The following is a 24,950-nucleotide window of genomic DNA, read 5'->3' on the forward strand; positions in this document are numbered from 1 at the left end:
CGCGGGCGCGCGGCAGGCGGGCGGGCAGCCGCAAGGCTGCCGGCGCCGGCCGTTGCCGCCGCGTCCGCGGGCCTGTCTCGTGGTCCCCGTCTGCAACCTGCCCCAGGAGCGACAATATGAACGACATCTCTTCAGCGACCCGGCTCGAAGGCGCCGCGCCCAATGTGCTGGTGGTCAGCCATCCGCTTGTCCAGCACAAGGTCACGCTGGCGCGCAGCGAGGAAACCACCACCGACAATTTCCGCCGGCTGGTGCGCGAGATCAGCCAGTTGCTGACCTATGAGGCCACGCGCGACCTGGCCATGGAGACGATCGACATCAAGACGCCGATCGCGCCGATGCGCTCGCCGGTGCTGTCCGGCAAGAAGCTGTGCCTGGTCTCGATCCTGCGCGCCGGCAACGGATTCCTCGATGGCATGCTCGAACTGCTGCCGGCCGCCCGCGTCGGCCACATCGGCTTGTACCGCGATCCGGAGACGCTCGAACCGATCGAGTACTACTTCAAGATGCCCGAAGACATCCACGAGCGCCTGGTGATCGTGGTCGACCCGATGCTTGCCACCGGCAACTCCGCCGTGGCCGCGCTCAACCGGCTCAAGGAGGCCGGCGTCAGCGCGCTCAAGTACGTCTGCCTGATCGCCTCGCGCCCGGGCCTGCGCGCGCTGCAGGCGGCGCATCCGGACGTGGCCATCGTCACCGCGGCGATCGACGAGACGCTCAACGAGCACGGCTACATCGTGCCGGGGCTGGGCGACGCCGGCGACCGCCTCTACGGTACCCGCTGATGGACCTCGCGGCCACGGCGGATGGCCGGCTGCCCCCGAGCGCGGCCGGCGCGGCGGGCGGGGGCCGCATCCGCCAGGAGAACGAGGCGCGCATCCTGCGTGCGGCGGAATATGTATTCGCGCGGGCGGGATTCGCCGGCGCCACCATGGCCGACATCGCCGTGCGCGCCGGCGTGCCCAAGTCCAACCTGCACTACTACTTCCGCACCAAGCAGGCGCTGTACCGTGCCGTGCTGTCCCACACGCTGCGCCTCTGGCTGTCGGAAACCGACATCATCGATGCCGCTACGCCGCCGCGGCGCGCGCTGGAGCAGTACATCCGCGCCAAGATGCGGCTGTCGGCCAGCTACCCCGACGCGTCGCGCGTGTTCGCCAACGAGCTGCTGCACGGCGCGCCGGAGATCGCCGACGTGCTGGGTGGCGCCTTGCGCGCGCTGGTGGCGCGCAAGGCCGAGGTGATCCGGCAATGGGTGGCCAGCGGGCAGATGGCGAGCGTTGATCCGCAGCACCTGTTCTTCACTATCTGGGCCGCCACCCAGACCTATGCCGATTTCGAGACCCAGGTGTGCGCCGTGCTCGGCGTGAGCCGGCTCGGTGCACGCGAGTTCGAGCGCGCCACCGACCACCTGGTCGGGCTGTTGTTGCGCGGCTGCGGCCTCCCGGGCGACGAAGGCGGTGCCGCCATGGCGCCGGCGGAAGGGGAGCGCGGCGACCACGGGGCCTGAACGACCCGGACGTCCCGGACGTCCCGGTCGCCGCGGCATACTGGCGGGATCACGTACGGTAACCACAGGGACCCACCATGCTCGACCTGATCCTGCGCCACTGCAGCCTGCCCGACGGGCGTAGCGACATTGACATCGGCATCGCCGGCGCCCGCATCGTGGCGCTGGAGCCGGCGCTTGCCGCCAGCGCCGGCGAAGAGATCGATGCCGCCGGACAACTGGTGTCGCCGCCTTTCGTCGATGCCCACTTCCATATGGACTCGACCCTTTCCTACGGGCAGCCGCGCGTGAACCGCTCGGGCACGCTGCTGGAAGGGATCGCGCTGTGGGGGGAACTCAAGCCCCTGCTGACGCAAGAGGCCCTGGTCGAGCGGGCACTGGCCTATTGCGACTGGGCGGTGGCCAAGGGCCTGCTGGCGATCCGCTCGCACGTGGACGTGTGCGATCCGCGGCTGCTGGCGGTGGAGGCGCTGCTGCACGTGCGCGAACGGGTCCGGCCCTATCTCGATCTCCAGCTCGTCGCCTTTCCGCAGGACGGTCTGCTACGCGCGCCGGGCGCGCTGGACAACCTGCGCCGCGCGCTCGACATGGGGGTGGACGTGGTCGGCGGCATCCCGCACTTCGAGCGGACCATGGCCGATGGGACAGAGTCGGTGCGCATCCTCTGCGAACTGGCGAGCGAGCGCGGCCTGCGCGTCGACATGCATTGCGACGAAAGCGACGATCCGATGTCGCGGCATATCGAGACGCTGGCCTGCCAAAGCCAGCGCCTCGGGCTGCAGGGCAGGGTGGCGGGCTCGCACCTGACCTCGATGCATTCGATGGACAACTACTACGTGTCGAAACTGCTGCCCCTGATGCGCGAGGCCGGCGTGGCCGCCATCGCCAACCCGCTGATCAATATCACGCTGCAGGGGCGGCACGACACCTATCCGAAGCGGCGCGGCATGACGCGGGTGCCGGAACTGCTGGCGGCCGGCGTGCCGGTCGCCTTCGGCCACGACTGCGTGATGGACCCCTGGTACGGCCTGGGCTCGGCGGACATGCTGGAGGTCGCGCACATGGGTCTGCACGTCGCGCAGATGACCGGCCAGGAAGCCATGCGCGAATGCTTCGCGGCGGTCACCGCGACGCCTGCCGCCATCCTCGGCCTGGAAGGCTACGGGCTGGCGCCAGGATGCCGCGCCGACCTCGTGCTGCTGCAGGCGCGCGATCCGGTCGAGGCCCTGCGGCTGCGCGCCACGCGCCTGCTGGTGCTGCGTGCCGGCAAGGTGGTGGCCAGGACGCCACCCGCGACGGCGACCCTCTACCTGTCCGGGCGCCCGCCTTCGGTCAGCTTCCAGCCGCCCCGGGGCCAGGCATGAGAGCGGGCAGCCGGCGATGCCGCGGCGGCTGTGGCGCCTGCTCTGGCACATTTCTGTGACAATATTTTTGATAACCCCTTGACGTAGGTTGGGCTGCCAAGCATAATCTTGTTCTTCGCTTCGAACGCCGGTGGCGCGAGAGACGAAGCCCAGATGGCGGAATTGGTAGACGCACTAGGTTCAGGTCCTAGCGGTGGCAACACTGTGGAGGTTCGAGTCCTCTTCTGGGCACCATATCCAAAAGGCAGATGATCGCAAGATCATCTGCCTTTTTCATTTGTCCGCCCGGAAAGTCAGGTGCCTGCGCACCTGACGTGAGGACTCGAAGGGCCTGGCTTGCAAGCCAGGCCGGGGTCGCGCCAGTGTGACCGAGTCCTCTTCTGGGCACCATATTTGAAAGGCAGATGATCACAAGATCGTCTGCCTTTTTCATTTTGTCCGCCCGGAAAGCCGGGTGCCTGCGCACTTGAGGTGGGGACTCGAGGGCCTGGCTTGCAGGTCGGGCCGGTGCGGCCGCGTGCGCTTCCGGGCGGCAATATCCGGTTCCGCGGGCAGCCGGATCGGCTTGTGATACATCGGCAGCGCCCGCCGAAAGAGCCTGCGCAGGCGGGCGCTTTGCATGCGCTTCTCGATGGTGCATCGCCTGCCGCATGAGCGGCGTTTCCCGTCTTTCCAGCGGTATCGGCAGCGCCGCCGCGCTGCCTCGTCCACGAAGTGTTACGTCGCTGTATCAAGGCCGCGCCGACCTCCGCGCGCAGCGTTGGCGCCCGCTCGCCGGCGCCTTACACGGCCTTGCGCAATCGCCTATGCTCAAGCAAATCGGGCGGCGTTCATTGGGCAGAGGGGCGCGCCATGTGTGTTGTCTTGTCATGGTCGAGAGAGGGAGAGTCCGGACGCCGGTCCGGACTTCGGCGTCGTCTTGTCGCCTGCGGCACTGCGGCGCCTCCCCATGCTTCCCGCCGCTGCGGGCTGCTGTTGCTGCTGCAACTGTTGCTGCTGCCGGCCTTCGTTCAAGCTGAGGAGTCCTCTGTCGAGTGGCGCCAGCCCCGTGCTGGCGACACGGCAGCCGATCGCGATGGCATGGTGGCCGCAGCCGCCGTGACCGGCGCCGCCACGGTAGCGCAGGATGCGCCGGCGGCGGTGGCCTCACTGGGGCGGCCGCTTGCGGGCGCCACGCCGTCGGCTGGCCTCGGCGGCACGGCAGAGGCGGCGGCTCGCAAGGCCGAGTCATTCACCTCGCCGATTCCGGCGCAGGTCGAGCCGGTCGAGTATGAGCGGCAGGCAGCGCCGGTGGGCGGCTATGGCTACAGCGGCGTGCCGGGCACCAGCCTGGCCGAGCGCGAGGCCGCGCTGGCCGCCCGGGCCGGCGCGGAGCCGCCGGCCATGCACGTCGACGATGCCACCACCGCGATCGGCTTCGTCGATGCCCGCAGCAACGCTATGTCGCTTGCCTATGACCGCGTGTTGCCTGGTGCGGGCGGCGTGACCATCCAGTCGCGCTTGCAGTTTGCCTACCAACCGGGCGGAGGCCCCGGCCATCCGATCTTCGGCGACCAGTTGCTCGATGCCAGCGCGGCCGGGGTGGCGGTGCGCCTGTACAGTGCGCAGCCCACCCGGCTGGCGGGGGTCTACCCCTTCGTCGAAGCCGACTGGTGGCAGAACAGCCGTACCCAGACGATCAACGTCAACGGTACCAAGGTCGACGCGGACCTGCTGCGCGGATTGTTCTCGGTCAATGTCGGCGCGCATGGCAACACGGTCAGCGGCATGAACCTGTGGCTCAAGGTGAAGGCGGGGCACAGCGGCGGCGCAACGGTCGGGGCGCGCTATCGCTGGTAGCGCGGGGCCGGCAGGCCGAGGCCCTTCGATGCCCCTCGGACGCCCTATCTTAGGGCGTCATAAGAAAATGCTTGCGTTCGGTGCGAAGCTGGTCAATAATTGCGTCCTCGCGTGCGGCTGTAGCTCAGTTGGATAGAGTACTTGGCTACGAACCAAGGGGTCGTGGGTTCGAATCCTGCCAGCCGCGCCACCTATTAAAAAAGGGCTTCCGGAAACGGAAGCCCTTTTTTCATTGCATCGTTCCTCCCTTCAGCATCACCGATTTCAGCATCACCGATGCATCACCGATCGTGCCGTCGCGCCGGCGCCGTTCAGGCGGCGCCGGCGACGGCCGCGCGCGCCAGCAGCGGCGTGGCATCGACCGTGTCTTCCGCGGCGCGCACGCGGTTGCGGCCATGTTGCTTGGCCTGGTACAGGGCCGCGTCGGCACGCGCTGCCAGTTCGGCCAGTCCTTCGCCGGGCCGCAGCGTGGCAAGGCCCGCGCTGAGGGTGTAGCCCACCGTGCCGAAATCGCCGTCGACGCGGTCGGCCGCGGCCAGCACGCGGATCCGCTCCGCGATGCGCCGTGCCGCGTTGCCGCCGAGCTCCGGCAGCAAGATGGCGAACTCCTCGCCGCCGAGGCGTCCGAGGCGATCGGCCGGCCGCGTCTGCGTGCGCGCGAGCCGGGCAAAGCGCTGCAGTACCACATCGCCGGCATGATGTCCGAAGCGGTCGTTGACGTGCTTGAAGTGGTCGATGTCGACGATCAGCAAGGTGAGGCTGAGCCCTTGCCGCCGCGCCGCGGCGAATTGCCGCGCGGCTTCGGACTCGAAGGCCTGGCGCGACAACGTGCCGGTGAGGAAGTCCGTGTTGGCCGCGTCTTCGAGCCGGCGCACGAGCCGGTCGTGGATCATTACCACGGTGCACAGTGTCATCGCTGGCATGGCCAGCGGGCCGAGCAGCAGGAAGCCGATATGCAGGCCGGCAGGCGCCAGCGAGTGGCCTGGCGCGCCATCGGCCAGCGCGGCCAGCGCGGCCTGCGCCGACAGGAGGCTGCGCAGCAGGTAGACGGTGCCGAAGAACAGCGCGCAGGCGGCCGTGGCGTAGCGGCTCGCGGCATGGCGCTGGCCGACGGCTTCGCGGTCGCGCCGCAGCAGGACGATGCCTGCATGCAAGGACAACGCGGCCTGCAGCGCGGAGACGCAGGCCACGCGCAGGTTGAAATCGTCGCGCCCGTAGCGCCACGCCACCACGCCCGCCGTCACGGCGGCGATGGCCCACCACAGCCGGCGCCAGTCGGGCCGGCGCCCGCTGAAGCGGAGCAGGCCCGCGTAGAACTGTGCCGACCCCCACAGCAGCAGGAGATTGGCGGTAATGACGGAAAGCAGGTCGCTGGCGTGGCCGCGCAAGCCGAACAGCAGCAGAGACATTGCCACCGCGACGTTGCCTTGCCACCACTGGCGTACACCGGGCACATCGCAGCGCCGCAGCGACCAGACCATGACGAGCATCATGGCGCCCAGCACTGGCATGGCGATCTGGATGGCGAGCAAGGCCGGCATCGGGGCGGGTCCTCGGGTGGATGGGGCGCGTGCCGGACCGGAGGCGGCCTGGGTGCGCGAAACGGCTGCAATGATACCCACAGAGCGAGGGATCGGAGCAAGGCGCGGCAACGCGTCGCGCCGCATGGCACGTGCAACCGTGCCGGCGGCGGCAGTGGCGGAAAGGAGAAAGGGGCAGGCAGAGGCGAGGTCTCTGCCGCCCAAGCCGCAAGTGTGCGGCAACCGGTTCGACACATGCTAACCACGGTGCCGCCTTGCCAATGCCGCGAATAGGACAGGTTTTCCGTCGGCTTTCCGCGCGCGCTGCAGCCGGCGGGGACATGGGGTTGCCGCGGGACCCGCCGCGCGGGCCGTGCAGCCGCTTGGCGGGATACCTGTGCGATGTCCTGCCGGGAGCAGGGACCATGCGCGCGAAGGGAGCAAGAAAAAAGCCGCCAGGCGAGTCGGGCCGGCGGCATGGAGAAGCGAAACGAGGAGCACCGTGTGGTGTCGAATTCAGTCTAGTTCCGCGCGCGACAAGCGAATGCAATCAATTGTGAGTGGTCCAGGCAGCATGGCGGGGCCATCGGCCGGCGCCGCTTGCCTGCCCGCGGCGAAAAAACGCCCCGGTCCGGGGTGATGGACCGGGGCGTGGGAACGTAGCCAATCCAACTGTGCAATCCAACTGTGGAAGCCTGTCTTCGCGCCTCTGGAATCAGCCGGCTTCGATTATTGCCGCTCCCGGCCCTCGCGGGCGGTTTCCCCGCGGGGGTCCCTGGCATGCTGATGCTTTACCGCAACTCACTCAAACAAGGTATGCCCCTGCGGCGGCCCCGCGCCTGATACACCGGATCCCGGACGGGTGCCGCCGGAGACACCGCCGGAATGGAATCCCTAACAAGGCGGGACAGGAAAATTCAGATCGCACGGCCGTGCCACGTGCCCGGCATTTCGCTAAAGTGGGCTCGCTTCACATCCGGCCGGCATCGTGTTGGTGCCGCCGGCGGGCGTGCACCGCTGCACCGGCATCTCGTCCGGCGGCGACAACATGGGGGGAGCATCATGAGGCAAGGAGGTCGACAGTGGGAGAGCAGCGCGGAGTGGATGCAAGCGGTTCTGCTGGGGCATTTCAAGGCCTCGCTCTGGCATGCGCCGCATGCGCCGGCGGGCCGGCAATACGCGCGTGACTGGACCGGCCACGGCCGCATTCCCACGCTGCGGCCGGGTGGAGTGGCGGAACTGCCGCCGGGCGCCTGTGCCTGGCCGCACCAGATCGGCGAGCGGGTGGGGAGCTTCACCTGCATCTCGTGGCCGCGCGGCCTGAAGCGCAAGCGCGCGGCCTATCGCTGCCAGTGCGGGCAAGAACTGCTGGCGGGTTGGGAGCGCATCGCACGCGGGACCGCCCGCTGTACGGCCTGCGATCCGCTGCGGGGACAGGCCGCATCGCGCCAGCGGCCGGCTGCCCCGGCCTGACGGGGCGGGCGTGCCCGGCCACGCTATTCCGGCGCGACCGGCAGGCCGCTTGCCTGCGCCAGGCGCGTGAGCGCGTCCCAGTCGATCGCCAGTGCGCGCTGGCATTGCGGGCAGGGCAGTGGCGCGGGCATGCGGCCGGAGATCGCGTCCTGCAGCGTCTCGGCGTGGACGTGGCCGCAGTGCGTGCAGGTGAAGAAGATGGGGATCGGTGACTTCATGGCAGCCTCCGCAGATCGCCTGTTTCCGTTTCCGTTTCCGTTTCCGGTATAGGCAGGGCGCTGCAAAGTCTGTCGAAAAGCCGGAGGCCTCCGTGTCAACGCCGTATCAACGCACCCCGCACGCAGTGCCCGGCGCGGTACTGCGCCGGGCACCGGATGCCGCCGCGGTGGCGTCAAGGCCGCCGCGGCCGGCTTTCGCCGCCTGCCGCTTCGGCTCCCGCGCGCACCGTGGCGCCGCGCCAACGGGCGGCCGCGCTGCCGCTTGCGGCCTCCGCGGCGGGGCGCCAGCCCAGGGACAGCAGGAAGGCCGCGATTCCCGTGGCCAGCAGGAAGCCGAAGGCGGGCTGGAAGTTGTCCTGGAAACGCGCGATCAGCAGGCCCATGACCGCGGGGGCGATAGCGCCGGCCAATTGCCCGCCGAAGTTGATCAGGCCAGTGGCATTGCCCACCATCTCGTCGGGCAGCCGCTTGAGCGGGATGGCGAACACGGTGGCATAGACGAAGTTGTAGGACAGGGTGCTGAGCACCCAGCAGGCCATCAGCACGACCAGGGAATCGGTCTGCATCACCACCGCCAGCGCCGCCACGCCCAGGGCCGAACTGGCGGCCATGCAGAGCCGCTCGCGCCCCTGGCCGGCCTTGTCGAGCAGCCAGCCCACGCCGTTGAGGCCGAGGAAGGCGAGCAGATAGGGCAGGGCCGCCATCAGGCCGGCGTGCAGCAGGTCGACGTGGTGCACGCGCATCAGGTAGGTCGGCATCCAGGCCTGCATGCCGAGGGCGCCCATATTCTTCAGGAACCAGATCATCGAGGTCTTGCGCACCATGGGGATGCGCAGCACCTGCAGCAGGCTGGCGCCGGCGCGCGGCGGCATGGCGCTGGCCGCTGCCACGGGCGGCCGGATAGCCAGCCAGAGCAGCCCGGCCAGGCCGATGCCGACCAGCCCGAGCCAGTGATAGGTGGCGCGCCAGCCATACTGGCTGATCGCCGCGGCCGCCACGCCGGAGCCGACCGCGCCGCCGAGCAGCACGCTGCTGATGACGAAGGACTTGGCGCGTGCGCGCTCGGCCCTGGGAAAGACCTCGGCAATGGTGACCGAGCTGGCCGGCGAGAAGCCGCCCTCGCCGATGCCGAACAGCAGGCGCACGGCGACCAGGGAGGCGAGCGACCAGGCCTGGCCGGTCAGGCTGGTGAAGAGCGACCAGGAAAAGACGCAGAAGAGCAGGATGCGCCGGGCGCCGAAGCGGTGCGCCATCCAGCCGCCGGCGATCTGCATCACCGCGTAGCTGACGTAGAAGGCGCTGAGCACATAGCCGGCCGCGCGGGCATCGAGCGCGAACTCGCGCGAGATCGGCACGATGGCCGTGCTGATGGCAATGCGGTCGGCATAGCCGACCAGCCAGGCAAGGAACAGGCAGGCGAGCACGGCGCCGCGCCGGCGCGGGGAGTAGGCGGAGTTCATGCCCTGCTCCCGTCGCCCGCGCCGCGCCCCAGCAGGCGGCCGGCGCGCTGGCCGGTCGGCGCGCTGTCTTCCCACACCGGCCGGCCGTTGGTGAAGACGTGGAGGATACCGCTGGACGGCAGCGCCGGGTTCTCATAGGTCGCGTTGTCGCGCACCGTGGCGGGATCGAACACCGTGATGTCGGCGAACCAGCCTTCGCGCAGCAGGCCGCGCCGCTGCAGGCCGAAGCGCTGCGCGGGCAGGCCGGTCATCTTGTGCACGGCACGCTCCAGCGGCATCAGGCCGAGATCGCGCGCATAGCGGCCGAGCACGCGCGGGAAGGTGCCCCACAGGCGCGGATGCGGCTGCGGCTGGTCGTTGACGCCGTCGGAGCCGATCATGGCGAGGTCGTGGTTGAGGATGCGGCGCACGTCGTCCTCGCTGAGCATGAAGTAGGTGGCGCCCGCCGGGTGCAGGGCCTCGCACAGCGCCTCGACCGTGCAGCCGCGCTCCTGCGCCAGTTCGCGCGCGTCGCGGCCCACCACCTCGGGGTAGCGCGCGCAATGCGTGATCAGGGTGCGCTGCGAGATGCGGACGCGGTCCGCGCGCAGCATGGTGGACGAGGCATCGTAGGGATAGACGTCCATGCCGACCGCCTGCGTGGCGGCCATGGCTTCGATGGCCGCCAGGGTCTCGCGCGAGCGGCCATGGTTGCGCACGCCGGCACACTTGTGATGCGAGATGACGACCGGCACGCCGAGCGCGCGGCCGATGGCCGCGGTTTCCTCGAGCGACGCCATCACGCCGTCGGCCTCGTCGCGCATATGCGTGGTGAAGATGCCGCCGGCGCCGCGCAGGGGCGCGCAGACGCGGATGATCTCGTCGGTGGTGGCGGCGCGCGCCGGCGGGTAGAAGGTGCCGGTGGATATGCCGAGCGCACCGGCCGCCAGCGCGTCGGACAACAGGGCCCGCATGGCGCCGATCTCGCTGTCGCTGGCGCTGCGCGTGATGTCCGGCATCACGCTGGCGCGCAGCGAGGAATGCCCGACCAGGGCGCCGACGTTGACCGCGCCGGGCCGGTCGCGCAGTGCGCCGAGGTAGTCGGCGAAGTGCTCGAAGCCGGCGCGGCCGGCCGCGGAGGAGCCCATCAGTTCCGCTGCGCGGGAGGCTGGCGCGGCGCTGATGCCGCAGTTGCCGACGATCACGCTGGTCACGCCCTGCGAGACCTTGGCGCGCATCTCGGGCCGCACCAGGACTTCGGCGTCGTCGTGGGTATGGGTATCAATGAAGCCAGGCGCCACCGCCATGCCGCTGACGTCGATTTCCCGCCGCGCGCGGGCGCCGTCGAGCCTGCCGATGGCGGCGATGCACTCGCCCTGGATGGCGACGTCGGCGCGGCTGGCGACGCTGCCGCTGCCGTCGATCACCCGTCCGCCGCGCAGGATCAGGTCGTAGTGTCCGGTCATCTTGCCTTTCCTGGTTATCATTAGGAAATGGCATGCTAATCAATGCTATGGCCTTGAAAAAAGCGAATATTTTTGATGATTGCATGAGAATCTAGAATGCAATCGGGAGGGGAGTGCGATGAAGAGAGGATTGCGGCGCAATATTCCGTCGAGCGACAGCCTGGTCATCTTCGAGGCCGCCGCGCGCCACCTGAGCTTCACCCGCGCCGGCGAGGAACTGGGCCTGACGCAGGGCGCGGTCAGCCGGCAGATCCTCGACCTCGAAGCCTTTCTCGAGGCACCGCTGTTCGACCGTTCACGGCGCGCCCTGGCCCTGACCGAGGCCGGCCGAGACTATCGGGACAGCGTGTGCCCGCTGCTCGACGCGCTGGAGAGCGCCACGCTGCAGGCACAGGCTCAGCGCACGCTGCGCCGCGCTATCAACCTCTCGGTGGCGGCGAGCTTCTGCAACCGCTGGCTGATTCCCAAGCTGCCTGGCTTCGTGTCGCGCCATCCGGGCGCGCTGGTCAACGTGTCGTCGCGCGTGGGCCGTATCGACCTCGATAGCAGTCCGTTCGACGCCGCCATCATCAATGCGGCGGCGCCGCCGCCGGGGGTGGCATCGGTGCCGCTGATGCCGATCCGGCTCGTCCCCTATGCTTCGCCGCGGCTGCCTGGCGCGCGTCCGCCGCTCGCTGCCGCACAGTTGCGCGCCTTGCCGCTGCTGCATCTGTACGAGGCGCCCAAGGCCTGGGAGGCCTATTTCCAGGCCATGGGGGCGGCCGACGCGCCGCTGCCGGCCGGGGCCCAGCACACGCTGTTCCTGGTGAATTGCGAAGCCGCGCTGGCGGGGCTGGGGGCAGCGCTGCTGCCGCCGGAGTTCGTCGAGGAGGACGAGCGCACGGGGCGGCTGCTCCGGCTCGCGGAGCCGGCGCTGGTCGGCGATCGCAGCTATTTCCTGATCTGGCGGGAGGCGGCGGCCGAGCGTATCGCACCCTTGCGGGCGTGGATGCTGGAGACGCTGGGAGGCGTCGCGCCGGACGCGGCGCCTGGATCGGCGCCCGGGGCCCGGTAGCGGCGCGCCCGCTTCGTGTCCGCTTCAGGGAGGCGGCGCTGCCGCCGGGGGCGCCGCGACGCTGTCGGCGCTGCCGCGCAGGCGGGTGAGTGCGCGCGTCAGCAGGCAGCCTTCTTCGGCTAGGATCGCCGACTGGAAGCGTGCCATGGCGTCCTCGACGCCGCTGCAGTCGCGCAACTCGCTGCCGCGCCGCGTGCGCAGCGCTTCGTACTCGGCCTCGATTTCCCGGCCGAGCTTGCGCGCGAACTCGGGATCGATCAGCTTCTGGCTGGCCGCGTGGGTGATGTGGTAGAGCAGGGCGGTCAGGCCCTCGGGGGTGGTTTCGCTCTCCTTCGCTGTGCGTGCACGCGCTGTTCGTGCGCTCATGGATGGATCCTCCTTGAGGCCATTGTAGTGGCCGGCCGGCGTCCGGTACATGCCACTTCCAAGGGGGACGTACGCAGCGCGACGCTCCTTCCGGCTGCTGGATGGCACAAACAAAGAGAGCCATCGGGAGCGATGGCTCGAGGTTTCCCCGCTGCATCAATGGAAGGCACACGGGAGGCCGCCGCACACTCGGCAGGTGTGCTGGCGAAGGGTCCTTCCCGCGGGATGGCTGTCGTCGGCGCAGGCGCGCGATGTGATTCCCAGCATGTTTCACCGGCCATCGCGCAGCAGTCTGGCGGCACTCCATGGCAGGCGCGTGTCATCGCAGCAGGCTTGATATTCCTCAACCCATCCCGTGCATCCTCTCTATACTCTGGTGACGCAGCAGGGCACAGACCTGTGCCCGCCACGACGTCGAGGGAAACATGCATACCCAGTCGCAGAAGGAATTGATCGAGAAGATCGCCGAGCAGACCGATACGCCGTTGCGCGACGTGGAAAATGCCTTCCAGGAAGCCTGGAACGACCTCAAGCAGGAGGCGCGCTTCCACGATTTCCTGCCATTGCTCGCGGCCAAGCGCGTCAGCGAGCGCTTCCGGAAGCTGCACTAGTTCACCGGGTCATTCGACGAATGGGCAATGGACGAGCGTGCAGGCGGCGCCACTGCGCCATGCCGCATGTGCCGGTGTCGTTGCGTGCCGCCTGCGCCGGCCGCTGACGTGCCGCCACGGAGATTGACATTGGTGTCCCGAATGATCACGCTGTGGATTCCATGCCGGACCGCCCGGCGGCATGGACTGGACGGAGCGCAACGGCCTTCGCGGCCGGCGCCGGTTCGGGCGGACGTTGTGCTTGGAGGAGTTGCAATGAAGACCGTGTTGTCGATAGCGCTTGCGCTCAGCCTGGGGGCCCTTGCCCTGCAGGCTTCCGCTCAAGGGTCGGGCAAGCAGTTCGATCCCTATTCCCAGGGTGCCAAGGCGGGCGACAAGTTCGACCCGTATTCGCAGGGCGCGAAATCGGGCGACAAGTTCGATGCCTATTCGCAGGGCATGAACCAGAGCACCCGCGCCGACCTGGCGGCCGAGCCGGCCAAGCCCGCGAAGGCGGTCAAGCCGCCCAAGGGAAGCCACACCAAGTCCAAGAAGGAGGAGCCGGCGGCGAAGCCGGAATCCTGATCCATCGGTTCTCCGCCAGGATCGCGAGGTCTCGATCCGTCAAATCAAAGGGTTACGTGAGTCATTTGCGTAACCCTTTGTTGTATCCCGCTTCGTATCGGCGCACCTCCCCTCCGCCTTCGGCCGCTGCGATGGCTCTCCGTGCAAACGGGCCTGGCACGCCGGGCCCGCGTCTGTGCCTATGACGGAGGTAGCGCGGGGTCCCGGGGAAGCGAGGGAAGCAAGGGAAGCGAGAGATGTCCTGGAGAGAACGAGAAGCGCGGCCAATGAGACATCTTTTCCGTTCCGATCCACCGCTGGCGCGGTTGCGGTATTGCCGGCTCCTTGCGGGATGCGTGCTGCTCTCAGGCGTGGCATATCTCACATGGGTGTATCTGCTGAGAGGGTGAGGGCGTCCTGAAGCCGAGGGGCAAGCCGCGGCGCGATGTCGTGGCGCGATGTCGTGGCGTGATAGCGACGCGCTTGCAGCGGAGCCACGATGTACCTGTGAATTCTCTCAAGGCATGGCTGGCGACGCGTGGGGTCCTTGCGCGGTCTCCGGTGGCAAGCAGGTTTCAGCCAATGGCCGGTGCAATTCCTGCACGAAGCAAGCCTGAGCAGATCCCCTGGATTCCTCCGCGTGCAGCCGGAGCGGGCTGGCCCATGGCCACCAGGCCCATCGGGGCGCATGCAGGCGTTGGACCGGAGGCAACTCCACTCGCGGCGCGAAGATGCGAAGATGCGAAGATCCGAACGCTGCAGCATCCACCAGGAAGGATGTGCACGCGGAGGATGAACGCCGTGTAGGACGCCAGCCGATTTCAGCGATCCTAAGCAGTGCCTAAGCTGAAACCACGGCACTCTTTTCCGGTGACATCGTCATGGCGAGGACCATCCGGCAGGCTCCGGCAACAGCACCAGGCGTTGCCGCGAAAGCGCAGCAAGCGACTGGCAAGCGGCTGCAGGATGCGCTCGCGCCGTACCGGCGCCGACGGGACTTCCGGACCACGCCGGAGCCGCGCGACGAGGCTGCGGCACGCCCGCGCCGCGTCGCCGGCAGGCATGGCAGAGCGCTTGCCTTCGTGGTTCAGAAACATGCCGCGCGCCGCCTGCATTACGACTTCCGCCTCGAACTGGACGGCACGCTCAAGAGCTGGGCCGTTCCCAAGGGGCCCAGCCTCGATCCGGCCGACAAGCGCATGGCGGTGCACGTGGAAGACCATCCGGTGGACTATGCCGAGTTCGAAGGCGTGATTCCGCCCGGCCAATATGGCGCGGGCACCGTCATCGTATGGGATCGTGGCGCGTGGATCCCGGAGGGCGACCCGCGTGCGGCCTATCGTGCCGGGAAGCTGACGTTCGAGTTGCGCGGGGAGAAGCTGCGCGGCCATTGGACGCTGGTCCGCATGCACGGCAACAGGCAGAAGGACCAGGATGCATGGCTGCTGATCAAGGGCCGCGACGAAGCCTCCGTGCCGATCACGGAACTCGATGTGGTGGAGGCCATGCCAGACAGTGTCCTCTCCGGAGCGGCAGGGCGAGCGCCGCGCAAGGGCGCATCAGCGCGGAAGTCAGGCAAGCCGAAGGCAGCAGAGGACGTGCCCCTGCCTCGCGGCGCCAGGGCGGCTCGGTTGCCGCTGACGCTGTCGCCACAACTGGCAACGCTGGTCGAGACGCCACCCGCCGATGAGCAGGACTGGCGCTATGAGATCAAGTTCGATGGGTATCGGCTGCTGGCGCGGATCGACGGCAAGGGCGTCCGCCTGTTCACGCGCGAGGGCAACGATTGGACTTCCAGGCTGCAAGCGGTGGCGCGCGACGTCGGGGCGCTCGGCTTGCCCGATGGCTGGTTGGATGGCGAGATCGTGGTGTTGGGCAAGCATGGAGAGACCGATTTCCAGGCGTTGCAGAACGCCTTCAGGACTTCGTCCGTCGATGCTATCCAGTACTTCGTCTTCGACCTGCCCTTCTACGCCGGCCACGACTTGCGCAAGGTGCGCCTGGCGCAGCGCCGCGGGCTTCTCAGGCGGCTCTTCGAACGCAATACTTCGCCGCGCCTGCAATTCAGCGAGGAATTCGAGGCTGGCCCGGCTGACATGCTGGACGCGGCGTGCCGCATGAAGCTGGAAGGCGTCATCGGCAAACGCGCCGATTCGCACTACGTCAGCGCGCGCAGCAAGACATGGATCAAGCTGAAATGCACGCTGCGGCAGGAGTTCGTGATTGGAGGCTTCACCGACCCCAGGGGCAGCCGGCACGGTATTGGCTCCTTGCTGCTGGGCGTGCATGCCAGCAACGGGCACCTGCGCTATGCCGGCAATGTCGGCACGGGTTTCGACGAGCGCATGCTCAGTACTTTGCGCGCCAAGCTGGATGGGCTGGTCACTGACACGACACCATTCGACGCGCCGCCGGCATCGCTGAACGTGCATTGGGTGCGCCCGAAACTGGTGGCCGAAGTTTCGTTCGGTTCGTGGACGCGTGATGGGCGGGTGCGGCATTCGGTTTTTCATGGCCTGCGCAGTGACAAGCCCGCATCTGCCGTCATTCTCGAACAGCCTGCCGAGGTCCCCGCCGGGCCAGCACGGCCTTCACACAAGCATAAGCACGGGCACAAGCCGACTGCCGCGGGCGGGAGGGTCGCCATCAGCCACGCGGATCGCATCGTCGACCAAGCCACGGGAATCACCAAAGGAGAACTCGTGCGCTACTACGAGCGCGTGGCGCCGCTGATGCTGCCGCACCTGCGTGACCGTCCGGTCGCCCTGGTGCGCGCTCCCGACGGCGTGGGCGGCGAGCAGTTCTTCCAGCGCCATGGCGACACGCTGCGGGTCGACGGTATCCATGTTCTGGATGCCGGCCTGTGGCCGGGACATCCGGGATTGCTGGAGATCGTCTCGGCACCGGCGCTGGTGGCGGCTGCACAGCTCAACGCGATCGAGTTCCACACCTGGAATGCCAGCAAACGCAGTATCGCCAAGCCCAACCGTATCGTCTTCGACCTGGATCCCGGCAAGGGCTTGTCCTGGGCGCATATGCGCGAGGGCGCGGCGATGGTGAAGGCGCTGCTCGATGAACTTGGACTCGTCAGCTTCCTCAAGACCAGCGGAGGCAAGGGGCTGCATGTCGTGGTACCGGTGACGCCGAGGGCAGGCTGGGACGAGGTGAAGGACTTCGCCCACGCCGTGGTCTTGCATATCGCCAAGCTCATCCCGCAGCGCTTTGTCGCCAAACGCGGCGCTGAGCGGCGCGTCGGGAAGATCTTTATCGACTACCTGCGCAACGGTATCGGGGCTACCACCGTCGCGGCCTTCTCGGTGCGTGCGCGCCCTGGTCTGGGCCTGTCGATACCTGTAGGCTGGGATGAACTGGAATCGTTGGAGAGCGCCGCGGAGTGGAGCGTTTCCAACTGTGGGCGCCGGCTGGAAGCGCTGGCATCTCGTGATCCATGGGAAGCCTATGCCCGGACGCGCCAATCCATTTCGCGCGCTGCGGCCCGGCTGGCAAGCGCGCCTGGGTGAGCGGCGAGGCAGGCTGTCATGGACGTAACCCACCGAGTCACCTGCATTGCCCGGTGCGCGCTGGTGACCGCGCAAACAGGAGAGCAAGATGAACGACATCAGGACCGATTATTCGATGCATAGGGATGTATTGACGCGCGACGTCAATGCACTGCTCACCGACGTGCAGGCGCTCTTGCGCGACGTCGCGAACGAGGCCGGCACGGAGGCGGCGCAAGCGGGAACGGAGGTCGGCATGCGGCTGCGTGAACTCCAAGGGCGACTGGACATGCTGCGTCAGACGGGCATGGAGCGCGTCTCCCAATGGGCCAACAGCACCGACCAGTATGCGCGCGAACATCCGTGGCAATGCATAGGCACCGCCGCCACGGTGGCGGCGGCCGTCAGTGCAATCGTCACGCTGTCGCTCTATCGGCGGTAGCCAGTGCCATCTCTGTCCGCGACGAGGTCGCCGCCAAACGCGCCTTCGCGCGCAGAAGAGGGGGGCCTCCCGATGGATGGCCCGCAGGCGCGAACGCCGGCGCGCCGCGGGTGCGCCGAGAGATCTTCGCGATAGGGATGTGCCCGAAGGGGAGCAATCATCGTAGCTGTGGAGACAACCATGTCAGGCGATATCCATGTTGTCCGGCACGACAGTGAGTGGGCGATTGTCATCGAGGGGCCCGGGACCCTGACGAGGTTTCCATCGCGGGAAGAAGCCATTGCTGTCGCCACCCGGCTGGCGAAATGGAACAGAGTAGGATTGCTGATTCATGATCGCAACGATCAGCTTCTTGAGCGGAATATCGTGGCCCGTGCTTCCGTGAAGCAGCGAGGCTGAACGGGAACGCCGGGAATTCCATGCGTGTTGCGCACCCCGTTGCGCGACAAGCATGCTGGACAAGCATGCTGCTGTGCCTCTTCCCTGGCAGAGGCGGTCATCGGTGTCTGGTCCACAGCGCTAGTCCACAGCGCTAGTCCACAGCATCTCGCAGCCATCGCCACGCAGGTGCCTCCTGGCGTTCCTGCGGCGGCGAAGAGCGTGGATCTGCCGCCCGCTATGGCTTCGTCTGCAGGCGCAGATACTCGTCTCGCTTCATTTGCATATACTGCTGCCGGCCAATCTCGTGCAGCTGCCGCGGGTACTGCTCGCTGGCGCTGAACCAGTTGCTCAGGCGCTGCTCCAACCGCCTGTCCAGGGGGGACGATAGGGCACCCAGATAGGCATCGATGGCCAGGTAATAACGCATGGTGTTGCGCTCCGCGAGGCCGCGTACCCCCTCGATGTATTTCGGCTGCGCCGCGGACGGATCCGCCAGGTTGGTGAACCCGATCCGGCCGCGGCCGAAAGTCGCCAGATAGCCTTTCAGGGCAAGCCGCCCGACCACACCATAGCCGTAGGCGTAGGTCAGATGCAGGAACGTCCGGTGGCCACCCAGCGCCGTAGCCTCCATGACGATCCGATAGTCCCGCGTGTTCAACGGTCCGCTATCGGCATTGAGCCTTACCTGGAAGTACTCCGGGCCGGTGATGGCAGCGTCGTAGTTGAATTGCACGCGCGACGTGCTGCTGAGTTTCTCGGGGGCCTCCTCTTTGCTGATGTTCACCGTCAGTGTGCTTCCGCTGCTGCCATCCGACGCGAGGCAGTACTTGATATTCGGATGCAGCATCAACATATCGCACCAGTTCATCGGGCCTTGCGAACTCTCATTCAGGGCGTAGCGCACTGTCGTGAACGGGTAGTCCATCACCGCGTAGATTTCACCCTTGACCGTGGATGGCGATTCCTCCGAATAGAGATACAGCTGCCGCTGAAAGGCGTTATGGTCAAGCTCGGGTACGAGGTTCTGGTATATCTGGCGCAAGGCGGTGGCATCGCCGGAGCCTTGTGCCGATACCCCCTGGCTCAGCAGGCAGCATGCCGCCAGAACGGCCAGCGTGCATGCCAACCTTGTTGCGGGCCGATTGGCAGGGTTTCCTGCCGGCAGGCAGCCGGCTCCCGACGGCCGGGGCCATCTTGCAGGCCGCGCCTTGACTGCCTTGCGGCCGAACCGGATGGCTACCAGCGTACGTCCTGCTCCCATGCCTTCAGTTCTTCCTCGGCCTTCTCCTTGGTGCAGCCGTAGCGCTCCTGGATCCGGCCGATCAGTTGCTCCCGCTTGCCGTTGATTCTCGTGATGTCGTTCTCGGTGAGCTTGCCCCACTTTTCCTTGACCTTGCCTTTGACTTGTTCCCACCTGCCTTCGATCTGATCCCAGTTCATGTCTGGCTCCTTCCATTGGTGCCCCAGGCCGGCCGCGCTCCCTGAGCGTGCCTCGTCGCCTGTCCGTGTCTCAAGGTTAGGTTCGGACTGGGCGAGGAAGATGAAGGGGCAGTTCCGAAAGTTGTGTCAGATGATTCCGACGACAGCGGGCCTTGGCGGCGCAAGCGCGTCATCCTGACCCGGCAGCCCTGTCGCCGCGGTGGGGGATGGCGCCGTGGGGTTTGCCGGCCGTCCTTTCGGCCAGGCAGATGAGATGAGCGCCGGACGCATCATCGCCATGCGCTGCCCTGCGTCGCGCCAGCGCGTGGTGCGCGACATGGTGGGGCTGGCTGCCCTGAAGAAGACACCCCCGCCGGTCGGCGGGGGTGTGAACAGGAACGGGCCTCACGTCAGTGGGCCGCGTTCCAGTCTAATCCGCGCGACCACTCTTTCATCCCCACGGACGTGGGGCGTCGGCAGGGGCAGGGCGGCCGCCGAAGCGGGCGCGACGGCGGCTCAGAAGCGGTGGCGCACGCCGACGATGGCACCGAACTGGTTCTCGCCATTGGCGACCTGCGCCGAGGTGTTCACCAGCGTGGTGGCGGCGGGGTTCAGCGAGGGATTGAGGCCCGTCAGGCTGAGACCCGAGCCGTCGCGGTTCTTCGCGTAGCCGAGGATCGTGTAGAGGTCGGTGCGCTTGGACAGCGCATAGGAGCCGGACAGCACGAAGCTGTAGGGGTCGGCCGAGGTGTGCGCGACATCCGTGTAGTAGACGGCCCCGGTCACGGTCAGCGCCGGCGTCGCGCGGTACTGCACGCCGGCCCAGTAGAGATTGGTCAGCAGCGAGGTGCCGGTGCTGTCGAAGATGCCGTGGTAGTAGCGGTAGCCGGCCAGGACCTTGGCCGGGCCGAACTGGTAGGACAGGCCCAGGGTGGCGCGCCGTTCCACATTGTCCTGCAGCGCGACCGTGCTGCCGCGTGCCTCGTCGTAGGCACTGCCGATGGCGAAGGGACCGCTGGCGTAGCCCAGCGAGGCGGACCATTCCTTGCCGGCCTTGTAGGCGCCGGGGATCTCGCCCCCGGCCTGGCTGTCGTAGCCGGTGCTGTAGAGCAGGCCGTAGTTGACCGGGCCCGAGGCACCGTAGAACTTGATGGAATTGTCCGCCCGCCCCGACATCCATTTGTCGTGCATGATGACCGAGTAGCGGGTCGCGATCACCATCGGGTCGAACGACGAGGAGAAGTCGTACAGCAGGTTCTGGTGACGGCCGAAGGTCAGCGTGCCGAATTGCTGCTGCAGGCCCACGAAGGCCTGGCGGCCGAACAGGCGGCCACCCTGGTTGGCGCTGCCGGTGTCGAGGTCGAAGCCGTTCTCCAGTACGAAGACGCCCTTGAGGCCGCCGCCCAGGTCTTCCACGCCGCGCAGGCCCCAGCGGGAGGTGGACAGGTTGCCGGTCGACATCCGGACCAGCGAGCTGCCGCCGCCGCTGTTGGGAACGCTGTTGATGTACTCGATGCCGGCATCGACGATGCCGTACAGCGTGACACTGCTTTGGGCAAGCGCGCTGCCGGGAATCAACGGCAGCAGCGCCAGCCAGGCGCGGGATTTCTTCATCGTGACCTTCCTTTGTCGATCTTATGCTTATCGGCGCCGCACCTGCGCGCTCCCGTGGACGGAGGGAGCAACCAGGGTGTTGCGGCGGCGCCACTATAGCGGCAGCACTACGCAGGACAAAGCCGGATCCGGAGATAGATTGTTCGCCTCCTTGGACAGTCAGGGTTTGCCGGTGTCGGGCGCGTCGACAGGGTCCGGGTCGGAAATCGTGCCGGCGTCCATGGCTGCCGCTTCGTCCGCCTCGGCCGGTACGGACTCCGACAAGAAGATCCACAGCGTGCGCACCCGCACGATGCCGTCGCCGGGTCCATCGTGGGTCAGGCGACTGGCCAGTCGCTTCAGTGTAGTCCACGACTGCGGGCGCAGTTGCGTACGCAGGACTTCCAGTTGCGCCGGTGGTACAGGCAGGTTCTCGCGATTGCCGCCGACGAGGCGCTGCAGCACGAAGACGGCGGCAGCCAGCACTGCCGCGCCGATGCCGACGTCGCTGACCTCGGGCGCGCCGAGGCTGCCGATGCTCAGGCACAGCACGGCGAACACCACGGCGCCGATGAAGAGCATGCGCGCGGCACGGTAGGCTGGCGGATAGGCCAGGCGCTGGGCGGTCGCGCGCAAGGTGTCGATTTCGTGGGCTTGCAGCCTGTGCAGTTGCTTGGGAGAGGGGAGTTTCATCGTGCTGCCAGGTCTCCGGTTGGGTTCCGGCGGGCGCTTGTGGCACGCTGTCACGGCCGTGCCGCGCGCGCCGCAGGCGCTGCTGCCGGTCGATTCGCTGCGGTCGCCGCAGCGCGGCCCGCGCTGTGATGGTAACGCGGCGCGCCGTGCCGTCAAGGCTCCCTTGGTGGGGGTGCGCAATGCCGGCTTTGATGGCAACGCCACGCTATGCCGGTCAATTCCGCTTCATGTGGCGCCATTCTGTAGCAATCTACACCCACGCGCAGTCCGGCACTGCCGCGCTGTGTTCGCTGCCGCGCGCAGGGCCTTGGGCCGCCGATTGACAGTGCGAAAGCAATGGTTCCATCATTTGCCGACAGAGAGGCACACGCGCGCCGCCGGCAGGCATCCGGCGCCACGATGCGTTGCCCGGACAAACACGGGAACGGGGTCATGAATCCAATTTTTCGCCGCGCCGGCATCGCCGTGCTCGGCCTCCTGCTGTGCGCCTGCACGGCCGGTGGCATGTCTTCAGGGCCGGTCGCGGCCGGCGCGCCGCAGCAGCCGGATCCGGCCATGCGCGCCCTCGCCGGCGAAGTCTTCGTCTACGGTTATCCGCTGGTGCTGATGGATGTCACGCGCGAGACCATGAGCGCGCGGACGCCCCCCAACGCCTTCCACCACGCTCGCGTCTTCCCGGATGCCAGCTTCACCGACGTGGTCAGCCCCAACGCGGACACCCTGTACTCGACCGCCTGGCTCAACCTGGGCGACGAGCCGGTCGTGCTGACGGTGCCGGCCATGCGGGGCCGCTACTACCTCGTCCAGATGCTCGATGCCTGGACCAATGTGTTCGCCGCGCCCGGGACGCGCACCGCCCCCGACGGGCGGGCGGTGGACTATGCCATCACCGGGCCGGCCTTCACCGGCCGCTTGCCGCAGGGGGTGGTCGAGATCCGGTCGCCGAGCCAGATGGTGTGGCTGATCGGCCGGATCCAGACCAACGGCAAGCGCGACTACGGCGCCGTCAACCGCCTGCAGGACCAGTTCAAGCTGACGCCGCTGTCCGCCTGGGGGCGCACCGGCCAGTCGGCGGCGCGCGAGGGTCCGATGGCCCTGTCGCCGCGCGAGGGCTCGCCGGCGGACCAGGTGGCGCAGATGGATGCCCAGGCCTTCTTCAGCCGGCTGGCGGAGCTGCTGCCGGCCAACCCGCCGCTGCCCGGCGATGGCGTGATGGTGGCCAAGATGGCCCGCCTGGGCATCGTCGCCGGCCAGCCGTTCAAGACCACGGTGCTGGAGCCGTCGACCGCGCGCGCCGTGCAGGAAGGCGCCACCGCCGCGCTGGCCCGGATCCAGGCAGCCGCGCGGCCGGCAGCCGGCACAGGTGGCTGGCAGGTGGCGCGCAATCTGGGCAGCTACGGTAGCGCCTATCTGCAGCGCGCGGTGGTGGCGCGCACCGGCCTGGGGGCGAACCTGCCGCAGGACGCGCTCTACCCGAACACCCGCACCGATGCCGACGGCCAGCCGCTGGATGGCGCGTCGCGCTATGTGATGCACTTCCCCAAGGGGCAGCTGCCGCCGGTGCGCGCGTTCTGGTCGCTGACGCTGTACGACGAGAAGCATGTCTTTGCCGCCAATCCGCTGGGCCGCTACGCGCTGGGCGACCGCGACCGGCTGCGGCGCAACCGCGACGGTTCGCTCGACCTGTATATCCAGCATGAACGGCCGCAGGGCGCCCGCGTGGCCAACTGGCTGCCGGCGCCCGCCGGGCCGTTCGGCCTCACCATGCGGCTGTACTGGCCCAAGGCGGAGGCGCTGGATGGCAACTGGATGCCGCCGCCGGTGCGCCGCGAGCGCTAGCGCCGGCGCCGCCCGTCCCGGCATCGCCGCCGGGTCCGTGCCGCCGGCCGAGGACGATCAGAACCTGTAGCGCAGGCCTGCGTAGAAGGACCGCCCCGAGCCCGGCTGCAGGGCGATACGCGCGGCGAGTTGCGCATCGTGCTGGAGTGCCACACCTGCTTCGACTGGCTGATGCCGGTGATGGACGAATTCCGGCGCCGCTGGCCGGAGGTGGAGATCGACCTGGTGGTGGGCTCGAAGCCGGCCGCCCGGCGCGCGCTGTCGGTGACGCCGCTGTTCCGCTTCGAGATCCTCGCGGTGATCGCCAACGAGCACCGCCTGCGCAACCGGCGCCGGCTCGGGGCGCAGGATTTCGTCGGCGAGACGCTGATCACCTATCCGGTGCCGGAGCCGCGCATCGACCTGATCCGCGAGGTGCTGGAGCCCGCCGGCATCAAGCTGCAGCGGCGCACGGCGGAACTGACCGTGGCCGTGCTGCAGCTGGTGGCCAGCCGGCGCGGCGTGGCCGCGCTGCCCAACTGGGGCGTGAAGAACTACGTCGACCACGACTACGTGCTGGCCAAGCGCATCGGCGCCAAGGGCCTGTGGAGCGAGTTGCATGCGGCGGTGCCGGCCGCCATCGCGGCGCGCCCCTACGTGCGCGATTTCATGGTCATCGTGCGCGATATCGTCGCCGCCGAGCTGGACGGCATCGAACTGCTGCCGGAGAGCGCGGCGGCGTGAGCGCGGCAGCCGCCGCGTGCGGCCCCGGTTCAGGCGGCCGGCTCAGGCGGCCTGCAGGGCGAGCGCGCCGCCCGCCGCATGGCTCTCGTCCGCGCCCAGCACTTCCAGGTCCATGCCATTCTCCAGCCGCCGCACGAACAGCCCGAGCAGGTCGGCCTCCTCGGCGCACACCGACAGGCGGATGGGCGTGGCGGCATCCTGGCCGACCCGCAGCGAATGCAGGCTCAGGCCGGTACGGCGGGCATTGGCCAGCGCCCATTCCAGGGCCCCGAACAGGTCGGAACCGGTGCAGCGCAGGGTCAGATGGAGGGTGGGCAGGCAGGGCATCATGGTGTTCACCGCGTGGTTTGTCGTTCAGATGAATTTACCAGCGCGGCTGCGGAATTGCCTTCCTGTTTATCTGTATCGATCGCAAGAATTGAGAATAATCGACTGCCGATGATAGGATTGGCAGTCAATGATTCTCAAGAGATAAGGTGATGGCCACGATACCCCGCCTGGACGAGACCGATCGCCGCATCCTGCGCGCGCTGCGTCGCGACGGCCGGCTTTCCAATGCCAAGCTCGCCGAGCAGGTCGGGCTGTCGGCAACACCCTGCTGGAACCGCGTGCGTGCGCTGGAGGAGAACGGCGTCATCGAGGGCTATGCGGCGATGCTGAACCAGAAGGCGCTGGGCCTGCCCGACACCGTGCTGATCGAAGTCACGCTGGACCGGCATGACGACGACATGCTGCACCGCTTCGGCGAGGCGCTGGCGGAGCTGCCCGAGGTGCTGGAGGCCTATCTGTTGACCGGCGAGTACGACTACCTGATCAAGGTGGCGGTGGCCGGCACCGAGGGCTACGAGGAGTTCCTGCGGCACAAGCTGTACAAGCTGCCCGGACTGCGCCACAGCCACTCGACCTTCGTGCTGCGCTGCCTGAAGCGGCAGACCTCGGTCGAGCCCTGAGCGGCGC

At 68.0% G+C, this 24,950-nt stretch carries 24 protein-coding genes, 2 tRNA genes and 1 pseudogene; 17 read left to right on the forward strand and 10 right to left on the reverse strand.

The genetic code is table 11. From position 1 onward, the window contains the following. Positions 1 to 116 precede the first annotated feature (116 nt). The 6 genes from upp to BKK80_RS26260 all read left to right on the forward strand — a co-directional run bounded on the left by upp (position 117) and on the right by BKK80_RS26260 (position 4,903). A complete protein-coding gene (gene upp / locus BKK80_RS26235) occupies positions 117 to 785 on the forward strand; it encodes a uracil phosphoribosyltransferase (protein WP_071020589.1) in 669 nt (222 codons plus the stop codon). Next, positions 785 to 1,510, forward strand: a complete 726-nt coding sequence (locus BKK80_RS26240; RefSeq protein WP_071039867.1) for a TetR/AcrR family transcriptional regulator — start codon at positions 785 to 787, stop codon at positions 1,508 to 1,510. The genes upp and BKK80_RS26240 overlap by 1 nt, the downstream gene beginning before the upstream one ends. A 77-nt stretch (positions 1,511 to 1,587) precedes the next feature. After that, entirely contained in the window at positions 1,588 to 2,874 is a 1,287-nt protein-coding gene (locus tag BKK80_RS26245; RefSeq protein ID WP_071071905.1) for an amidohydrolase family protein, read from the forward strand. Between the two features lie 147 nt (positions 2,875 to 3,021). Beyond that, positions 3,022 to 3,108, forward strand: a tRNA-Leu gene (locus BKK80_RS26250). Positions 3,109 to 3,849: 741 nt separating this feature from the next. Then, on the forward strand, positions 3,850 to 4,713 hold the full coding sequence (locus BKK80_RS26255) for a hypothetical protein (protein WP_071020583.1): 864 nt from the start codon (positions 3,850 to 3,852) through the stop codon (positions 4,711 to 4,713). A 113-nt stretch (positions 4,714 to 4,826) separates the two neighbouring features. Further along, a tRNA-Arg gene (locus BKK80_RS26260) sits at positions 4,827 to 4,903 on the forward strand. A gap of 121 nt (positions 4,904 to 5,024) precedes the next feature. On the opposite strand, the gene BKK80_RS26265 is transcribed toward BKK80_RS26260, so the two are convergent. Further along, on the reverse strand, positions 5,025 to 6,254 hold the full coding sequence (locus BKK80_RS26265) for a GGDEF domain-containing protein (protein WP_084545766.1): 1,230 nt from the start codon (positions 6,252 to 6,254) through the stop codon (positions 5,025 to 5,027). Between the two features lie 1,083 nt (positions 6,255 to 7,337). Here BKK80_RS26265 and BKK80_RS26270 point away from each other — a divergent pair. Continuing rightward, positions 7,338 to 7,706, forward strand: a complete 369-nt coding sequence (locus tag BKK80_RS26270; protein ID WP_071071907.1) for a hypothetical protein — start codon at positions 7,338 to 7,340, stop codon at positions 7,704 to 7,706. A gap of 23 nt (positions 7,707 to 7,729) precedes the next feature. Here BKK80_RS26270 and BKK80_RS26275 read toward each other — a convergent pair whose 3' ends face one another. From BKK80_RS26275 to BKK80_RS26285, 3 genes are all read right to left on the reverse strand, one after another. Then, positions 7,730 to 7,924: a hypothetical protein gene (locus BKK80_RS26275; protein WP_071020578.1), complete on the reverse strand. Its 195-nt coding sequence runs from the start codon at positions 7,922 to 7,924 to the stop codon at positions 7,730 to 7,732. A 173-nt stretch (positions 7,925 to 8,097) separates the two neighbouring features. Next, the gene (locus tag BKK80_RS26280; protein WP_071071909.1) at positions 8,098 to 9,384 is read right to left on the reverse strand and encodes an MFS transporter; all 1,287 of its coding nucleotides are present in this window, start codon (positions 9,382 to 9,384) and stop codon (positions 8,098 to 8,100) included. Further along, the gene (locus BKK80_RS26285) at positions 9,381 to 10,829 is read right to left on the reverse strand and encodes an N-acyl-D-amino-acid deacylase family protein (protein ID WP_071071911.1); all 1,449 of its coding nucleotides are present in this window, start codon (positions 10,827 to 10,829) and stop codon (positions 9,381 to 9,383) included. The genes BKK80_RS26280 and BKK80_RS26285 overlap by 4 nt, the downstream gene beginning before the upstream one ends. 118 nt (positions 10,830 to 10,947) lie before the next feature. Between BKK80_RS26285 and BKK80_RS26290 the strand changes: the two genes are divergently transcribed. Continuing rightward, entirely contained in the window at positions 10,948 to 11,883 is a 936-nt protein-coding gene (locus BKK80_RS26290; protein WP_084545767.1) for a LysR substrate-binding domain-containing protein, read from the forward strand. Between the two features lie 24 nt (positions 11,884 to 11,907). On the opposite strand, the gene BKK80_RS26295 is transcribed toward BKK80_RS26290, so the two are convergent. Next, positions 11,908 to 12,249 (reverse strand): hypothetical protein, encoded by a 342-nt coding sequence (locus tag BKK80_RS26295; RefSeq protein ID WP_071073329.1) that lies wholly within the window; start codon positions 12,247 to 12,249, stop codon positions 11,908 to 11,910. A gap of 425 nt (positions 12,250 to 12,674) precedes the next feature. On the opposite strand from BKK80_RS26295, the gene BKK80_RS26300 reads away from it, so the two are divergent. The 6 genes from BKK80_RS26300 (at position 12,675) to BKK80_RS35875 (ending at position 17,744) form a co-directional block, all read left to right on the forward strand. After that, positions 12,675 to 12,860 (forward strand): DUF3562 domain-containing protein, encoded by a 186-nt coding sequence (locus tag BKK80_RS26300; protein WP_071020568.1) that lies wholly within the window; start codon positions 12,675 to 12,677, stop codon positions 12,858 to 12,860. A 255-nt stretch (positions 12,861 to 13,115) separates the two neighbouring features. Continuing rightward, a complete protein-coding gene (locus tag BKK80_RS26305) occupies positions 13,116 to 13,424 on the forward strand; it encodes an amino acid ABC transporter permease (RefSeq protein WP_071020565.1) in 309 nt (102 codons plus the stop codon). A 503-nt stretch (positions 13,425 to 13,927) separates the two neighbouring features. Then, entirely contained in the window at positions 13,928 to 14,020 is a 93-nt protein-coding gene (locus tag BKK80_RS37565) for a high-potential iron-sulfur protein (RefSeq protein WP_231908141.1), read from the forward strand. A 264-nt stretch (positions 14,021 to 14,284) separates the two neighbouring features. Further along, positions 14,285 to 16,924, forward strand: coding sequence for a DNA ligase D (gene ligD, locus BKK80_RS26310; protein WP_071071916.1), 2,640 nt, complete (start codon positions 14,285 to 14,287; stop codon positions 16,922 to 16,924). An 88-nt stretch (positions 16,925 to 17,012) separates the two neighbouring features. Next, positions 17,013 to 17,345: an ElaB/YgaM/YqjD family protein gene (locus BKK80_RS26315; RefSeq protein ID WP_071071918.1), complete on the forward strand. Its 333-nt coding sequence runs from the start codon at positions 17,013 to 17,015 to the stop codon at positions 17,343 to 17,345. Between the two features lie 180 nt (positions 17,346 to 17,525). Further along, complete coding sequence (locus tag BKK80_RS35875; protein ID WP_083384545.1) at positions 17,526 to 17,744, forward strand: DUF2188 domain-containing protein; 219 nt, start codon at positions 17,526 to 17,528, stop codon at positions 17,742 to 17,744. Between the two features lie 217 nt (positions 17,745 to 17,961). Here the strand turns inward: BKK80_RS35875 and BKK80_RS26320 are convergent, their stop codons facing one another. The 4 genes from BKK80_RS26320 to BKK80_RS26335 form a co-directional block, all read right to left on the reverse strand. After that, the gene (locus BKK80_RS26320; protein WP_231908140.1) at positions 17,962 to 18,987 is read right to left on the reverse strand and encodes a hypothetical protein; all 1,026 of its coding nucleotides are present in this window, start codon (positions 18,985 to 18,987) and stop codon (positions 17,962 to 17,964) included. Beyond that, entirely contained in the window at positions 18,963 to 19,166 is a 204-nt protein-coding gene (locus BKK80_RS26325; protein WP_071020559.1) for a CsbD family protein, read from the reverse strand. Before BKK80_RS26325 ends, BKK80_RS26320 begins: the two co-directional genes overlap by 25 nt. A 495-nt stretch (positions 19,167 to 19,661) precedes the next feature. Then, the gene (locus BKK80_RS26330; RefSeq protein ID WP_071071920.1) at positions 19,662 to 20,759 is read right to left on the reverse strand and encodes a porin; all 1,098 of its coding nucleotides are present in this window, start codon (positions 20,757 to 20,759) and stop codon (positions 19,662 to 19,664) included. 159 nt (positions 20,760 to 20,918) lie between these two features. Next, a complete protein-coding gene (locus BKK80_RS26335) occupies positions 20,919 to 21,431 on the reverse strand; it encodes a hypothetical protein (protein ID WP_071039879.1) in 513 nt (170 codons plus the stop codon). Positions 21,432 to 21,863: 432 nt separating this feature from the next. On the opposite strand from BKK80_RS26335, the gene BKK80_RS26340 reads away from it, so the two are divergent. Further along, the gene (locus BKK80_RS26340; RefSeq protein WP_071071922.1) at positions 21,864 to 23,270 is read left to right on the forward strand and encodes a DUF1254 domain-containing protein; all 1,407 of its coding nucleotides are present in this window, start codon (positions 21,864 to 21,866) and stop codon (positions 23,268 to 23,270) included. A gap of 102 nt (positions 23,271 to 23,372) precedes the next feature. Beyond that, positions 23,373 to 23,993, forward strand: a pseudogene (locus BKK80_RS26345) (LysR substrate-binding domain-containing protein); the annotation flags it as partial. A gap of 42 nt (positions 23,994 to 24,035) precedes the next feature. Here the strand turns inward: BKK80_RS26345 and BKK80_RS26350 are convergent. Then, positions 24,036 to 24,323, reverse strand: coding sequence for an AsnC family transcriptional regulator (locus tag BKK80_RS26350; RefSeq protein WP_231908139.1), 288 nt, complete (start codon positions 24,321 to 24,323; stop codon positions 24,036 to 24,038). A gap of 149 nt (positions 24,324 to 24,472) precedes the next feature. Between BKK80_RS26350 and BKK80_RS26355 the strand changes: the two genes are divergently transcribed. Then, the gene (locus BKK80_RS26355) at positions 24,473 to 24,943 is read left to right on the forward strand and encodes an Lrp/AsnC family transcriptional regulator (protein WP_071020547.1); all 471 of its coding nucleotides are present in this window, start codon (positions 24,473 to 24,475) and stop codon (positions 24,941 to 24,943) included. Positions 24,944 to 24,950 lie beyond the last annotated feature (7 nt).

It is taken from the genome of Cupriavidus malaysiensis, assembly GCF_001854325.1.
Classification (GTDB): domain Bacteria; phylum Pseudomonadota; class Gammaproteobacteria; order Burkholderiales; family Burkholderiaceae; genus Cupriavidus; species Cupriavidus malaysiensis.

Excerpts from the sequence above, each read along its gene's own strand:
- upp (WP_071020589.1), top strand. The coding sequence starts at position 117 with ATGAACGACATCTCTTCAGCGACCCGGCTCGAAGGCGCCGCGCCCAAT.
- BKK80_RS26240 (WP_071039867.1), top strand. The coding sequence starts at position 785 with ATGGACCTCGCGGCCACGGCGGATGGCCGGCTGCCCCCGAGCGCGGCC.
- BKK80_RS26245 (WP_071071905.1), top strand. The coding sequence starts at position 1,588 with ATGCTCGACCTGATCCTGCGCCACTGCAGCCTGCCCGACGGGCGTAGC.
- BKK80_RS26265 (WP_084545766.1), bottom strand. The coding sequence starts at position 6,254 with ATGCCGGCCTTGCTCGCCATCCAGATCGCCATGCCAGTGCTGGGCGCC.
- BKK80_RS26270 (WP_071071907.1), top strand. The coding sequence starts at position 7,338 with ATGCAAGCGGTTCTGCTGGGGCATTTCAAGGCCTCGCTCTGGCATGCG.
- BKK80_RS26275 (WP_071020578.1), bottom strand. The coding sequence starts at position 7,924 with ATGAAGTCACCGATCCCCATCTTCTTCACCTGCACGCACTGCGGCCAC.
- BKK80_RS26280 (WP_071071909.1), bottom strand. The coding sequence starts at position 9,384 with ATGAACTCCGCCTACTCCCCGCGCCGGCGCGGCGCCGTGCTCGCCTGC.
- BKK80_RS26285 (WP_071071911.1), bottom strand. The coding sequence starts at position 10,829 with ATGACCGGACACTACGACCTGATCCTGCGCGGCGGACGGGTGATCGAC.
- BKK80_RS26290 (WP_084545767.1), top strand. The coding sequence starts at position 10,948 with ATGAAGAGAGGATTGCGGCGCAATATTCCGTCGAGCGACAGCCTGGTC.
- BKK80_RS26295 (WP_071073329.1), bottom strand. The coding sequence starts at position 12,249 with ATGAGCGCACGAACAGCGCGTGCACGCACAGCGAAGGAGAGCGAAACC.
- BKK80_RS26300 (WP_071020568.1), top strand. The coding sequence starts at position 12,675 with ATGCATACCCAGTCGCAGAAGGAATTGATCGAGAAGATCGCCGAGCAG.
- BKK80_RS26305 (WP_071020565.1), top strand. The coding sequence starts at position 13,116 with ATGAAGACCGTGTTGTCGATAGCGCTTGCGCTCAGCCTGGGGGCCCTT.
- BKK80_RS37565 (WP_231908141.1), top strand. The coding sequence starts at position 13,928 with ATGGCTGGCGACGCGTGGGGTCCTTGCGCGGTCTCCGGTGGCAAGCAG.
- ligD (WP_071071916.1), top strand. The coding sequence starts at position 14,285 with ATGGCGAGGACCATCCGGCAGGCTCCGGCAACAGCACCAGGCGTTGCC.
- BKK80_RS26315 (WP_071071918.1), top strand. The coding sequence starts at position 17,013 with ATGAACGACATCAGGACCGATTATTCGATGCATAGGGATGTATTGACG.
- BKK80_RS35875 (WP_083384545.1), top strand. The coding sequence starts at position 17,526 with ATGTCAGGCGATATCCATGTTGTCCGGCACGACAGTGAGTGGGCGATT.
- BKK80_RS26320 (WP_231908140.1), bottom strand. The coding sequence starts at position 18,987 with ATGGGAGCAGGACGTACGCTGGTAGCCATCCGGTTCGGCCGCAAGGCA.
- BKK80_RS26325 (WP_071020559.1), bottom strand. The coding sequence starts at position 19,166 with ATGAACTGGGATCAGATCGAAGGCAGGTGGGAACAAGTCAAAGGCAAG.
- BKK80_RS26330 (WP_071071920.1), bottom strand. The coding sequence starts at position 20,759 with ATGAAGAAATCCCGCGCCTGGCTGGCGCTGCTGCCGTTGATTCCCGGC.
- BKK80_RS26335 (WP_071039879.1), bottom strand. The coding sequence starts at position 21,431 with ATGAAACTCCCCTCTCCCAAGCAACTGCACAGGCTGCAAGCCCACGAA.
- BKK80_RS26340 (WP_071071922.1), top strand. The coding sequence starts at position 21,864 with ATGAATCCAATTTTTCGCCGCGCCGGCATCGCCGTGCTCGGCCTCCTG.
- BKK80_RS26350 (WP_231908139.1), bottom strand. The coding sequence starts at position 24,323 with ATGATGCCCTGCCTGCCCACCCTCCATCTGACCCTGCGCTGCACCGGT.
- BKK80_RS26355 (WP_071020547.1), top strand. The coding sequence starts at position 24,473 with ATGGCCACGATACCCCGCCTGGACGAGACCGATCGCCGCATCCTGCGC.